Here is a 13,364-nt window from a genome sequence, read left to right as displayed (position 1 = left end):
ATTATTCATCATTTAGGCTGTATGGGAGCGGTAAGATTTTCCATTCGGTAGTTGGTTGATCGACCAAACGTAATTTCACGTCATCATCCAGGTTATTCGGTAAAACAATTAGCCCAATTGCTTGGTTATTTGAGAACTGGTACACGTTAAGTAGTTGACCTGCATTACGCCAATTATCACCAACACTTCTTTCTAGCGTGATTGAACCACTGAGGTTGAGCGGCTCAGTGGTACTTCCAGAAACAATACACATTTCACGCTTGTTCATTCCTCGGTACTTAGCACGAGCAACAGTTTCTTGACCGGTATAACAACCTTTAGTAAAACTGATCCCACCGATTGCTTGTAGGTTTAATGCTTGGGGAATATGTTCATTTTGATTAGTGCTGGATAGGCGAGGTTGAGCATCAATAATCTCAAAATATTGCCACAAATCTTGGCATACTTTTTCTGCATTAGATGATGCAACCAGCCCCTCTACTTGTGCGCTACTGACTAGTAAAGCCCAACGCTCATCAGAGACTTTTACTGCTGTACCACCTTCAATCACACGTACGTCACCTGTATCGTTTGAAAGGGTATCAATAAATGCGTTAGCAGATGCTCCCATAACACCGATAACTTGATCGTCTGTTTCTGTGATGTCTACTTTTGAAAATACAGCGTATTTCTTGATTTCTGGTAGTTCGACTTCAATGGCAGATTTAGGCTGAAGTAATGCATAGCCACCATTGTGATGAAAGAAACGGAAAATACTCCAAACTTTACCTTTTGCATCACAATGCGCACCAAGTGTCGACATATCGCTAGGAAGAGTCACCACATCGCAGGTTACCTGACCTTGTAAGTATGACTTTTTATCATCACCTACCATGGTAATCGCACTCCAATCAGAGACGTGTGTCACCATAAGCTCGGGAAGCGTTTCATTGGGTGCGTAAGCTAGTGGCTGAAATTCATTTTGCCAATCCATTTTCTTTTCCTAAACAATTCATTTACCTCTATGTTAATCCTGTTCGATTTCTTTGTCAGCTTAGGTTTTTAATAGATTAATTTTTTATGGCATGACTTTTCGAATATTTAAGTTTTTTGCGAGCTTAGGTGGGGACTGTGACTCACATAGTAGTTGCTGAAGGTTAGTCTTGTTACACTCCACCCAAATAGATATTAGGTGAGGATAACCAATGTACACTGCAGAGCAGAAAGCACGAATTAAATGGGGCTGCCGTCGTGGTATGCTCGAACTAGACGTTGTCATTATGCCATTTTTTGAAGAGTGTTTTGACTCACTGCAAGATCAAGAGCAGCGTGATTTTGTGTCGCTACTTGAATCTGATGATCCTGATTTGTTCACTTGGATTATGGGTCACGGCCGTAGTGAGAATCTAGGGCTTGCTTCAATGGTAGATAAGATTGTTGCACATAACCTCAGCAAGGTGCGTTAAGCTACGGCTTCATCGTTCAAACTATGCATTACTAGCAAAAGGCACTGTTTTATGGTGCCTTTTGTGCTTAGTAGTTTTTTCTAGCATTCCAATATCAATATCTCTTTACTGTCTTTATCTCATTCTTATTCACTCAACACGCTCAGATTTTTTCCATTCTCCATTAGTGGGCTCAGTTGACTGGTTTGACAGTGGCAAACTGATCATAAATTCCAATTCGCATGACATTATTCGATCTGATCTTATTTGGTCTAACTTTTTCATTGCGTTTAAGTTAAGTAATCAAAAGCATGTTTTGTTATGGAGAGACAGTTGTGATGAAAAATGCTATCGGAAGATATTGGCAAAATTAAGATAAAAAAGGGAGCCAAGGCTCCCTTATTATTTGGTGATAGGACTCATTATACTTATCGTTAATGCAGCTTAGTTCTAATAACCCAAATTCTTAACTAGTTTTAGAATGGGTGAAATTACAATTAGATCAGTTACTTTGCTTAGTCGGCTTAAGAATTGTTGGTCCACTATCTTTTGCTAACTCTGGGTAATCAAGCGTGTAATGTAAGCCGCGGCTTTCTTTACGCTGCATTGCACATTTCACCATTAGCTCTGCGACTTGTAACAAGTTTCTAAGTTCAAGTAAATTATTGGAAACTTTGAAGTTACTGTAATATTCATGAGTTTCTTGCTGCAACATTTGAATACGGCGTAATGCTCGCTCTAATCGCTTATCGGTACGAACTATCCCCATGTAATCCCACATGAATAAACGCAATTCATGCCAGTTATGTTGAATGATAACTTCTTCATCACTGTTGGTTACTTGGCTTTCATCCCATGCTGGCAATTCTGCACACAGCTGAGATTGGTCAATATTTTCAACAATATGCTTAGCAGCAGACCAAGCGTAAACCACACATTCAAGTAAAGAGTTTGAAGCCATACGGTTAGCACCGTGTAAGCCTGTATAACTGACTTCACCAATCGCATAGAGGTTAGTTAAATCTGTTTGACCTTGCTGATCGACCATAACACCACCACACGTGTAATGAGCTGCTGGTACGATTGGAATTGGTTCTTTGGTCATATCAATGCCCAAATCCATTAAGCGAGTGTGAATCATCGGAAAGTGCGCAGTAATGAATTCTTCAGGCTTATGGCTGATATCTACATACATGCAATCAGCACCAAGGCGTTTCATTTCGAAATCAATGGCACGAGCAACGACATCTCGAGGAGCAAGTTCACCACGCTCATCGAAATCCTTCATAAATCGTGAACCATCGGGGCGACGTAAATAAGCACCTTCACCGCGCAATGCTTCTGTTAGCAGGAAGTTTCTTGCTTCAGGGTGGAATAAACAGGTTGGGTGAAATTGGTTAAATTCTAAGTTCGCCACGCGGCAGCCTGCACGCCAAGCAATAGCAATACCATCACCAGAAGATACATCTGGGTTTGAAGTATATTGATAAACTTTAGAGGCGCCACCAGTCGCCAGTACCACAAACTTAGCGCGTACCGTTTCTACTTGTTCTTGATTACGATTCCAAATATAAGCGCCGATAACTTTGTTCTTATCACCACCAACTTTATCTTCAGTAATTAAATCTAATGCGTTATGGCGCTCGAAGATTTCAATGTTTGGGTGGTTATTGACGTTATCTTGCAATGAGGTTTGCATCGCCATGCCAGTTGCATCTGCGGCATGTAAAATTCGGCGATGGCTATGACCACCCTCACGGGTTAGGTGATATTTAGGGTCACCTTCAGTGCTGCTTTCGTCTCTATCAAAAGGAACACCACCATCAATTAACCACTGAACGCATTCTTTTGCATTCTCAGCAATAAATTGAACCGTGTCTTCTTCACATAGCCCTGCACCTGCAATTTGCGTATCTTCAACGTGTGACTCAATACTGTCAGATTCGTCGAAAACAGCGGCAATGCCACCTTGTGCGTAGTAGGTCGATCCCTCGCTACGTGGTCCTTTACTTAATACAATTACTTTTGCATGTTCAGCAACGCGTAAGGCTAACGACAAGCCTGCAGCACCACTGCCTACCACTAATACATCACACTGATGCTCACGGTTTGCGTTCATAAAACTTTTAAAATCCCGGGCTATAGTAGAGTTGTCCACTCTCGTTTTGATTCTGTCCTTTACGTGACATAAATACTGAAAGCGTAATTATAGTATCGTCACAATCACGTCCAATATGCCCTAAACGTTGTGCAAATGCGCAACAAAGACAGCAACCTAAAAATAATTATTTTGGTCAAAACCATTGCTTTTAGTTAAGCATCCCCAATTTTAAGGGATAGACCAATTTTTTATTACATCACATTGTGAAACAATAATGGCAAATAATTTGTAGAAAATTGGAACTTTCCAAATTTCGTTGAGTCACAATAGTGCTCTTGTAGCCGGTGGTGTCAATACTACATTTCGCATAATTAGTGCCCATATCTGAGAAGGTGAGGGTTATAACAATAGGAGTACCCGCTCGAATGAACGAGCAGCTAACCGATCAAGTGTTGATTGAGCGAGTTCAGAGTGGAGATAAACAAGCTTTCAATTTATTGGTAGTCAAATACCAAAATAAAGTGTGCAACCTTATCTCTCGATACGTGAATAATTCCGGTGATGTACCTGATGTAGCACAAGAAGCCTTTATTAAAGCTTACCGCGCTATTCCTAACTTTCGTGGTGAAAGTGCGTTTTATACTTGGTTATATCGAATTGCCGTGAATACCGCTAAAAATCATATTGTTGCGCAGAGCCGAAGGCCACCAGCAAGTGATGTTGATGCTGAAGATGCAGAATATTATGAAACTGGCAGTGCTTTAAAAGAAATATCGAACCCTGAGAACTTAGCGCTGTCAAAAGAATTGAAGCAAGTTGTTTTTGGGGCGATAGAAGCGCTACCTGAAGATTTAAAGACTGCAATGACATTGCGAGAGCTTGATGGCTTGAGCTATGAAGAAATTGCAGAAGTAATGGATTGCCCTGTAGGAACAGTACGCTCGCGTATTTTCCGTGCTCGTGAGGCGGTGGAAAAGAAAATCAAACCTCTTTTGCAGCGCTAAAACTTGTAATTATTATGGTGAAAATAATGGCAGATAAAGAAAAGCTTTCGGCACTCATGGATGGTGAAATGATCGATGAAGCTCTAATTGCAGAGTTAGAATCCGATCAAGAAAGCATGACAGCTTGGCAAGATTACCATTTAATTGGTGATGTAATGCGAGGTGATGCGCCAGAGAATGTTGATTGGAATATTGCAAATAATGTAGCTGCAGCCTTAGAGTTAGAGCCTGCACATACTCAAATGCCTAAGGTCCAGGAAGTACATACGGATCCCAAGGTAACCCCAATTGAAGAACAGCCTAAACCGAAGGTCGCTAAACGACAACTTCCAGCTTGGTTACAACAATTTGGGCAAGTAGCGGTTGCGGCATGTGTCTCTTTTGCTGTAATTATTGGCGTGCAACAATATGGAGGTACGGATCCATCTTTACCTCAAAATGAGCAGCTGCCAGTGTTACAGACCATCCCGTTTCCTGGTTCTGCAGAGCCGGTAAGCCTGACTCGTGAGTCAGTTCAGAAATCAGCATCTGAAGCTAATCTTCAAGAGCAACGTCAACGTGTTCACGCCTTACTGCAAGATTACGAATTACAGTTAAGATTGAACGGTGATTCGTTGCAGTCGACTGATGAGCATTTAGAATCGGTAGTTGAATGAAAAAAATTCTGATCAGTGCTCTGACACTGTTCAGTTTGATGACTCCTCCAGCCTTTGCAGAAGAACCAACTGCAAAGGCTCTGTTGCATCAAATGAACGAAGCCAGCCAGCATTTAAATTACGAACTCTCGTATATCCTAATTAAAAAGAGCAGTATTGAACCTCTCTTATATCGACACGCTGTTAGTGATAACCAGCAACTCGCTCATTTGGTGTATTTAAGTGGACCAGTAAGAGAAGTGATTCGTCGAGGTAGCGAAGTTAGCTACATAGAACCTGGGGTTGAGCCTTTTACCATAGCTTCGGGGAATATGGTCGCGCCTGTCATTCCGATGCTTAATAGTAATGTCGATAATCTCAGTAAATATTACGACTATATAAAAGTCGGCCGGGATCGAGAAGCTGGAAATATCACTCAAGTTTTACGAATCGTCCCTAAAGATGGGTTACGTTATTCCTATGTTTTATGGGTAGATGAAAAAAATCACTTACCATTAAGAGCAGAGCTTCTTGATCGTGATGGAGAGGTGTTAGAGCAATACAGAACCATCTCATACATAGTTAATGATCAAATTGCAGATGCGATGGGCGCGCTTAAAACAGCGAAATTACCAACAGTCTTATCTTTACCTGAAGGTTTAGTGAGTGAAAGTGATTGGACGGTGAGTTGGATACCTGACGGCTTCAACTCTAAAGAGTTAAGTAGATATCAAATGGCAACAACGAATAAAATGGTTGAAAGCCAATTATTCAGCGATGGTCTATTCAGCTTTTCGGTTTATATTTCTGATAGCGATGAATTCTCACCAAAAGGGCAGTTGGTTCGCCAAGGTAGACGCACGTTACACAGTTTTATCAGTGGCAGTAAAGAAATCTCTGTTGTTGGGGATATTCCGCCAGCAACGGCTAAGCGTATTGCCCAATCAGTAAAGTTTAAAGCTAAGGTATCTAACGAATGATGACTGCGCTTGCAACGGTTAGCTCTGTAGAGACTAAAGGTTCTCAATTTTTGGTTCACCTTAGCTGCGAGCAGCAAACCAGTTGTAGTGGCTGCTCGTCTCAAAAGAGTTGCGGTACAGGTATTGTTACCAAAGCAGTCGGGAATAAATCCCTATTTTGGCAACTAACCACTAAAAGCTTAGTAAAAGCAGGGCAAGTTGTTGAAATCGGTTTTCCTGAAAAAAGTTTGCTGCAATCGGCTGCTTTAGTTTATCTCGTCCCTTTATTTATGATGATGTTAGGCGCAGCCATTGGGCAATTAGTATTGCAACCTCTTCTTGCTGGTGGGGAAGGTATCGTCATACTAATGGCTGCTATCTTTACTATTATTGGTATACAGATAGCTAAGCATTTCGCCAAGCCAATAGAAGATAAATCGCAGCAACAAGTGGTCCTTGTTAGAGTCCTCGGTGAGCCCCTTATCTAATTTATGATGCGTCTTGCAGTTAAATTGGGTAGAATCTGCCAACTTGATTGAAATGCCGTCACTAGTGACTTGTGTAAATGAGTACTACTGCGGCACTTCTTATTATCCCTATTCAAAGAGTTTAGTCACACCAAGCCTATGAAGCACATTCGTAATTTTTCGATTATCGCCCATATCGACCACGGTAAGTCGACCCTTTCTGACCGCTTAATCCAAGTATGTGGTGGTTTAAGTGAACGCGAAATGGACGTTCAAGTCCTCGATTCTATGGATATAGAACGTGAGCGCGGTATTACAATCAAAGCGCAAAGTGTGACTTTAGATTACAAAGCCAAAGATGGCGAAACGTACCAGTTGAACTTCATCGATACTCCAGGACACGTTGACTTCTCATACGAAGTTTCACGTTCTTTAGCAGCATGTGAAGGTGCGCTATTGGTAGTTGATGCAGGTCAAGGCGTAGAAGCTCAGACTCTAGCGAACTGTTACACGGCTATCGAGATGGACTTAGAAGTTGTGCCAATCTTGAATAAGATTGACTTGCCTGCAGCTGAGCCTGAACGAGTTTCTGAAGAGATTGAAGAAATCGTTGGCATCGATGCTATGGAAGCAACACGTTGTTCAGCTAAAACAGGTTTAGGTGTTGAAGATGTTCTTGAAAACATCGTAACGGCTATTCCACCTCCGGAAGGTGATCCTGACGCGCCACTTCAAGCTCTAATTATTGATTCTTGGTTTGATAACTACCTAGGTGTAGTTTCTCTTGTACGTATTAAAAACGGCAAGCTGAAGAAGAATGAAAAAATCAAAGTGATGTCTACAGGCCAAGTTTGGGGTGTCGATCGTCTAGGTATTTTCACTCCGAAACAAATTGATACAACTGAATTGAACACGGGTGAAGTTGGCTGGGTTGTTTGCGGTATTAAAGACATCCTAGGTGCACCTGTTGGTGATACGCTGACCTTAGCTAAAGGTGGTAGTGAAGAACGTCTACCCGGTTTCCAAAAAGTGAAACCACAAGTTTATGCTGGTTTATTCCCGGTATCATCTGACGACTATGAAAACTTCCGTGATGCATTAGGCAAGTTAAGCCTGAACGATGCTTCGTTATTCTACGAGCCAGAGAGTTCTGCAGCTCTTGGTTTTGGTTTCCGCTGTGGCTTCTTAGGTATGCTACACATGGAAATCATCCAAGAACGTCTAGAGCGTGAATACGACCTCGACCTGATTACAACTGCGCCTACAGTAGTATACGAAGTTGTAAAAACAGATGGTGAAATCATTTACGTTGATAGCCCTGCTAAATTACCAGCAGTAAATGACTTAGAAGAGATTCGTGAGCCAATCGCTCGTTGTAATATCTTAGTTCCTTCTGATTACCTTGGTAACGTGATCACCTTGTGTGTTGAAAAACGTGGTGTTCAAGTGGATATGGTTTATCACGGCAACCAAGTTGCAGTGACATATGATCTACCGATGGCTGAAGTGGTTCTAGATTTCTTTGACCGTCTGAAATCCACATCTCGTGGTTACGCGTCACTGGATTATAACTTCCAACGCTACGAAGCATCGAGCATGGTACGTGTAGACGTACTGCTAAATGGCGAAACGGTTGATGCACTTGCGATCATTACGCATAAAGATATTGCACAGTCTCGTGGTCGTCTATTGGTTGAGAAAATGAAAGAATTCATCCCTCGCCAAATGTTCGACATCGCGATTCAAGCTGCGATTGGTAACCACATCATTGCTCGTTCTACCGTGAAACAACTGCGTAAGAACGTAATCGCAAAATGTTATGGTGGTGATATCAGCCGTAAGAAGAAACTTCTTAAGAAACAAAAAGAAGGTAAAAAACGTATGAAGCAGATCGGTAACGTTGAACTGCCTCAAGAAGCGTTCTTAGCGATTCTTCATGTTGGTAAAGATTAAATATAACCAGCTGTAAATGAATACCCAAAAGTGAAAGAGTACTCGCTACTCTTTCACTTTCGTTATTTTTAAAGAAATGAAATTTAAGGGATATAAATGGCTAATACATTTTCGCTTATTTTAGTGATCGTAACTTTAGTGACCGGCATCGTTTGGGCATTAGAAAAGCTTGTGTGGGCGAAGAAACGTCAGCAAAAGTTGTCTAATATTGAGCCTCAAACTAATGGTCTGAACTCTGATACGAGTGCGAAGATTACGGCTCAACCTTGGTGGGTTGAAAATAGTGTATCCATATTCCCAGTTATCGCGTTTGTTTTGGTATTGCGTTCATTTATTTATGAACCATTTCAAATACCTTCAGGCTCAATGATGCCAACCTTGTTAGTTGGTGATTTCATTTTGGTAGAAAAATACGCTTACGGTCTTAAAGACCCAGTTTGGCGAACTCAGTTAGTTGAAACGGGTAAACCTGAACGTGGGGATTCTATTGTTTTTAAATACCCACCTCAGCCAAATATTGATTACATCAAGCGTGTGATTGGTATGCCAGGCGATACCATTCGTTACAACAGCAATAAAGAGTTGTGCATCCAAACTAAAGGTCAATCGAGCTGTGCTCCTGTAAAGCTTAGCAACGTTGAAGAAAGTCAATTTATTCAAGATGGTGTGCCACTTATCCAGCTCAATGAGCAGCTAGATGGTGTCGAGCATCAAATCTTGGTTAACCCATTACGTCGTGATCGCGTCAACGCATATCAACCTCGTAGTGGTGTTAATGAATGGATCGTTCCAGAAGGGCAATACTTTGTGATGGGTGATAACCGTGACAATAGTGCAGATAGCCGTTACTGGGGGTTCGTTCCTGAAGCAAACCTAGTGGGTAAAGCGGTTGCGATTTGGATTAGTTTTGAATTCGAACGCGATGCGAACAGTGCTTTACCTTCTTGGATTCCTACTGGTGTGCGTTTCAATCGCATCGGTGGGATTCATTAATCGATCACATAACACATCGAGAGAGCATGAATTCTCCAATAGATAAACTAGAGAGAAAGATTGGCTATCAGTTTAATGATGCCGATCTTATCCATTTGGCGCTGACACATCGCAGCGCCGCTGGTAAACACAATGAACGTCTTGAGTTTCTGGGCGATTCAATTTTAAGTTTTGTCATTGCTGATGATCTGTACCATCGTTTTCCTAAGGTAAATGAAGGTGACATGAGCCGTATGCGTGCCACTTTAGTACGCGGACATACATTGGCTGAACTAGGTCGTGAATTCGAACTAGGAGATTACTTAAAATTAGGTCCAGGTGAGTTGAAGAGTGGCGGTTTCCGTCGTGATTCTATTCTGGCTGATGCTGTAGAAGCGATCATCGGTGCTGTCTATTTAGATAGTGATACTGAAGTCGTTCGTCGCATTATTTTAAGCTGGTACCAATCTCGCCTAGAGTCTATTCAGCCTGGTATTTCTCAAAAAGATCCTAAAACTCGCCTACAAGAGTTTTTACAAGGTCGAAGAAATCCACTACCTGTCTACACAGTGACTAATATTAAAGGTGAAGCACACAACCAAGAGTTTACGGTTGAGTGTGAAGTGGCAGGTACGGATAAACCTGTTATCGGTAAAGGCACTAGCCGCCGCAAGGCAGAACAAGCGGCTGCTGAAACAGCATTAGAGCGACTAAGCAATGTCTGATAACAAGCAAGAATTCGATATTGATGCATTTTTTGCATCAGAAAACAAAGTAGAGAGCCTACCTGAAAACCAACACTGTGGCTTTATTGCTATTGTTGGTCGCCCAAATGTAGGTAAATCAACACTTCTTAACCATATTTTAGGTCAGAAGATTTCTATCACTTCGCGTAAGCCTCAAACCACTCGTCACCGTATTATGGGTGTTGAGACTGAAGGTGACTACCAAGCGATTTATGTCGATACTCCTGGTCTGCATATTGAAGAAAAGCGCGCGATTAACCGTCTAATGAACCGTGCTGCAAACAGTTCATTAAGTGATGTGAACCTAGTGTTTTTCCTAGTTGATGGTACGCACTGGACTGACGACGATGAAATGGTGCTGAACAAGCTGAGAAAAACAGATTTCCCAGTTGTACTTTGTATAAATAAAGTTGATAACGTTCAGGATCGCACGGATGTTATGCAGCATATGATGGATGTCTCTCAGAAGATGGACTTCCTGGATGTTGTACCAATTTCAGCGAAACAAGGTAAAAATATCGATGTATTGCGTAAGCATGTTCGAGAAGTTTTACCTAAAGCGACTCACCATTTCCCTGAAGAATACGTAACGGATCGTTCGCAACGTTTCATGGCGTCTGAGATCATTCGTGAAAAGCTGATGCGTTTTACTGGTGAAGAGCTGCCATATTCTGTAACGGTTGAAATTGAGCGTTTTGATTACAATCCAGATAATGATGGTTTCCACATCAATGCCTTAATTCTTGTTGAGCGTACAGGTCAGAAGAAGATGGTGATTGGTAAAGCGGGCGAGAAAATCAAGACCATTGGCCGCGAAGCTCGTATCGATATGGAAGAACTGTTTGGCCGTAAAGTTTATTTAGAAACTTGGGTGAAGGTTAAATCTGGTTGGGCTGATGATGAACGTGCACTTCGTTCACTAGGTTATATCGACGATCTATAATTGATAGCCAATCTCTTTTTAAAATAAAGAGCCAGCTAATGAGTAAATAGAAGAGAGAGTGCGAACTCTCTCTTTTTGTATCTGTAAGAAGGGTTAATCATTGAGTGAAGGGTTACAGCGATGCTTTGTGTTGCACCGCAGACCATACAGTGAGTCGAGTTTAATACTGGATGTGTTTAGTGAAGAGTTCGGTCGTGTAACGTTAATGTCGAAAGGTGCACGCAGTAAGCGTTCCAATCTAAAAGGAGCGTTGCAACCTTTCACGCCTCTACTATTGAAGTGGTCAGGCAATAGCTCAATGAAAACGTTGCGCCAAGCAGAGCCGATTAGTTTAGGTTTACCTCTTACGGGGATTAACCTTTATTCTGCAATGTATGTCAATGAACTGGTCGGAAGGGTGTTGATGGCTGAGGTTGCCATGCCAGCGCTGTTTCATGATTATCTTCATGCTTTAACTGAGCTTGCTCATAATAATAACCCTGAACCCGCTCTACGTCGTTTTGAGTTAGCTTTACTCTCATCGATGGGATATGGCGTCGATTTTTTACACTGTGCCGGTACTGGTGAGCCTGTTGATCCTAATATGACTTACCGTTACCGTGAACAAAAAGGCTTCATTGCTTCAGTGCGAAGAGATAATCTCTCTTTTACTGGAGATGAATTAATAGCGATAAGTGAACGAAGGTTTATCACTAAAGAGCAGCTAAAAGCGGCAAAACGCTTTACACGCATAGCCTTAAAGCCGTATCTTGGCGGCAAACCATTGAAAAGTAGAGAGCTGTTTCTACCAAGGACAGGTCTCCCCAGAGCACGGAGTATTGGTAAATGAGCTCAATCCTTTTAGGCGTTAATATCGACCACATTGCAACATTGCGTAATGCACGCGGAACTAAGTATCCAGATCCTGTACACGCTGCTGAAATTGCAGAACGAGCAGGTGCTGATGGTATTACGATTCACTTACGTGAAGATCGCCGCCATATTGTTGATCGTGATGTTCGCATCCTTGCTGAAACCATTCAAACTCGAATGAATTTAGAAATGGCAGTAACCGATGAAATGGTAGGTATTGCGTTAGAGACGAAACCTGAATTTGTTTGTCTTGTTCCAGAGAAACGTGAAGAGCTAACAACTGAAGGTGGTCTTGATGTTGTTGGGCAGCTTGAAAAAGTGAAAGCCGCAACTGAAAAGCTGGCTGCAGCAGGGATTAAGGTGTCACTATTCATCGATGCAGACCGCGAGCAAATTGATGCAGCGAAAGCATGTAAGGCTCCGTTTATTGAGCTTCATACTGGTCAATATGCAGAAGCTAAGACTGAAGAAGATCAGCAAGATGAGCTGAAGAAGATCGCAGCTGGTGCAAGCTATGCGAATGATCTTGGGATTACTGTTAATGCAGGTCATGGTCTGACTTATCATAACGTTGCTCCAATTGCGGCTTTACCTGAGATCTACGAATTGAACATCGGTCACTCGATCATGGGACGTGCTGTGTTTGATGGTTTAGACAAAGCTGTTGCAGACATGAAAGCTATCATGGAAACCGCGCGTAACAACGCATAATCAGAGTAAGTTGATTCTGTTGAATCAGCCAAAGTAGTAATCAGAAGAAGTAAAAGGTGTGTATGGCTGTTGTTGGGCTAGGTACCGATATCGCAGAAATCGCTCGGGTGGAAAAGGCTCTTGCTCGTAGTGGTGAGGGATTTGCAAAGCGTATTCTTGCAGAATCTGAGTTTGTTGCGTTTCAAAAAATTAAGCAGCAAGGTCGATATTTGGCAAAACGGTTTGCTGCGAAAGAAGCCGCTTCAAAAGCTCTGGGTACTGGGATTGCGATGGGAGTGACTTTTCATGATTTCGTTGTATCTAATGATGAACATGGGAAGCCGTTACTTACCCTACGCAATAAAGCATTGCAGATTGCTCAAGCGTCTAAAGTGAACTCAATTCACATTACTATTTCAGATGAAAGACATTACGCGGTAGCAACCGTGCTGTTTGAATCGTAACTGATGTGGTTATTACTCTAAACACACAGCTGTTATTTTTTGGTCAATAGAGCCGAGCTATGATTAATAAAAACCGAACTATCATTTTTACGTGATAGTTCGGTTTTTTATTTTCATGCTCTGATTTTGGTTGCGTTAAGCTTTAGAAATTATC

15 protein-coding genes are annotated in these 13,364 nt (G+C 41.9%); 13 read left to right on the top strand and 2 right to left on the bottom strand.

From position 1 onward, the window contains the following. Position 1 precedes the first annotated feature (1 nt). Positions 2-973, bottom strand: a complete 972-nt coding sequence (gene ygfZ, locus L4C37_RS01745; RefSeq protein WP_429767709.1) for a tRNA-modifying protein YgfZ — start codon at positions 971-973, stop codon at positions 2-4. 211 nt (positions 974-1,184) lie between these two features. On the opposite strand from ygfZ, the gene L4C37_RS01740 reads away from it, so the two are divergent. Together L4C37_RS01740 and L4C37_RS01735 are read left to right on the top strand one after the other, a co-directional pair. Then, complete coding sequence (locus L4C37_RS01740) at positions 1,185-1,445, top strand: FAD assembly factor SdhE (protein ID WP_137373332.1); 261 nt, start codon at positions 1,185-1,187, stop codon at positions 1,443-1,445. Beyond that, positions 1,414-1,803, top strand: a complete 390-nt coding sequence (locus L4C37_RS01735; RefSeq protein WP_429767708.1) for a protein YgfX — start codon at positions 1,414-1,416, stop codon at positions 1,801-1,803. Before L4C37_RS01740 ends, L4C37_RS01735 begins: the two co-directional genes overlap by 32 nt. Before the next feature lie 123 nt (positions 1,804-1,926). On the opposite strand, the gene nadB is transcribed toward L4C37_RS01735, so the two are convergent. After that, the gene (nadB, locus tag L4C37_RS01730; RefSeq protein ID WP_137373333.1) at positions 1,927-3,543 is read right to left on the bottom strand and encodes an L-aspartate oxidase; all 1,617 of its coding nucleotides are present in this window, start codon (positions 3,541-3,543) and stop codon (positions 1,927-1,929) included. Between the two features lie 407 nt (positions 3,544-3,950). On the opposite strand from nadB, the gene rpoE reads away from it, so the two are divergent. From rpoE to acpS, 11 genes are all read left to right on the top strand, one after another. After that, positions 3,951-4,529 carry an RNA polymerase sigma factor RpoE gene (gene rpoE / locus L4C37_RS01725; protein ID WP_137373334.1) on the top strand — a complete coding sequence of 193 codons (579 nt, stop codon included), beginning with the start codon at positions 3,951-3,953 and terminating at the stop codon, positions 4,527-4,529. A gap of 26 nt (positions 4,530-4,555) precedes the next feature. Further along, a complete protein-coding gene (locus tag L4C37_RS01720; RefSeq protein ID WP_429767707.1) occupies positions 4,556-5,185 on the top strand; it encodes an RseA family anti-sigma factor in 630 nt (209 codons plus the stop codon). Beyond that, complete coding sequence (rseB, locus tag L4C37_RS01715) at positions 5,182-6,144, top strand: sigma-E factor regulatory protein RseB (RefSeq protein ID WP_429767706.1); 963 nt, start codon at positions 5,182-5,184, stop codon at positions 6,142-6,144. The genes L4C37_RS01720 and rseB overlap by 4 nt, the downstream gene beginning before the upstream one ends. Beyond that, entirely contained in the window at positions 6,141-6,611 is a 471-nt protein-coding gene (locus L4C37_RS01710; protein WP_429767705.1) for a SoxR reducing system RseC family protein, read from the top strand. The genes rseB and L4C37_RS01710 overlap by 4 nt, the downstream gene beginning before the upstream one ends. A 138-nt stretch (positions 6,612-6,749) precedes the next feature. Continuing rightward, positions 6,750-8,543: a translation elongation factor 4 gene (gene lepA, locus L4C37_RS01705; RefSeq protein WP_429767704.1), complete on the top strand. Its 1,794-nt coding sequence runs from the start codon at positions 6,750-6,752 to the stop codon at positions 8,541-8,543. Positions 8,544-8,639: 96 nt separating this feature from the next. Further along, positions 8,640-9,536 (top strand): signal peptidase I, encoded by an 897-nt coding sequence (gene lepB, locus L4C37_RS01700; protein WP_372264808.1) that lies wholly within the window; start codon positions 8,640-8,642, stop codon positions 9,534-9,536. A 26-nt stretch (positions 9,537-9,562) separates the two neighbouring features. Continuing rightward, entirely contained in the window at positions 9,563-10,240 is a 678-nt protein-coding gene (gene rnc, locus L4C37_RS01695) for a ribonuclease III (protein ID WP_137373340.1), read from the top strand. Beyond that, positions 10,233-11,204: a GTPase Era gene (era, locus tag L4C37_RS01690; protein WP_137373341.1), complete on the top strand. Its 972-nt coding sequence runs from the start codon at positions 10,233-10,235 to the stop codon at positions 11,202-11,204. Before rnc ends, era begins: the two co-directional genes overlap by 8 nt. A gap of 100 nt (positions 11,205-11,304) precedes the next feature. Then, entirely contained in the window at positions 11,305-12,033 is a 729-nt protein-coding gene (gene recO, locus L4C37_RS01685) for a DNA repair protein RecO (protein ID WP_137373342.1), read from the top strand. Continuing rightward, complete coding sequence (gene pdxJ / locus L4C37_RS01680) at positions 12,030-12,767, top strand: pyridoxine 5'-phosphate synthase (protein ID WP_137373343.1); 738 nt, start codon at positions 12,030-12,032, stop codon at positions 12,765-12,767. Before recO ends, pdxJ begins: the two co-directional genes overlap by 4 nt. 62 nt (positions 12,768-12,829) lie before the next feature. Continuing rightward, positions 12,830-13,210 carry a holo-ACP synthase gene (gene acpS / locus L4C37_RS01675; protein WP_273294741.1) on the top strand — a complete coding sequence of 127 codons (381 nt, stop codon included), beginning with the start codon at positions 12,830-12,832 and terminating at the stop codon, positions 13,208-13,210. Positions 13,211-13,364: the final 154 nt, after the last annotated feature.

This window comes from Vibrio kagoshimensis (assembly GCF_050337535.1).
GTDB lineage: Bacteria > Pseudomonadota > Gammaproteobacteria > Enterobacterales > Vibrionaceae > Vibrio > Vibrio gallaecicus.
Note: the sequence above shows the minus strand (reverse complement) of the source record. Positions and strands in the feature narration are given on the sequence as shown.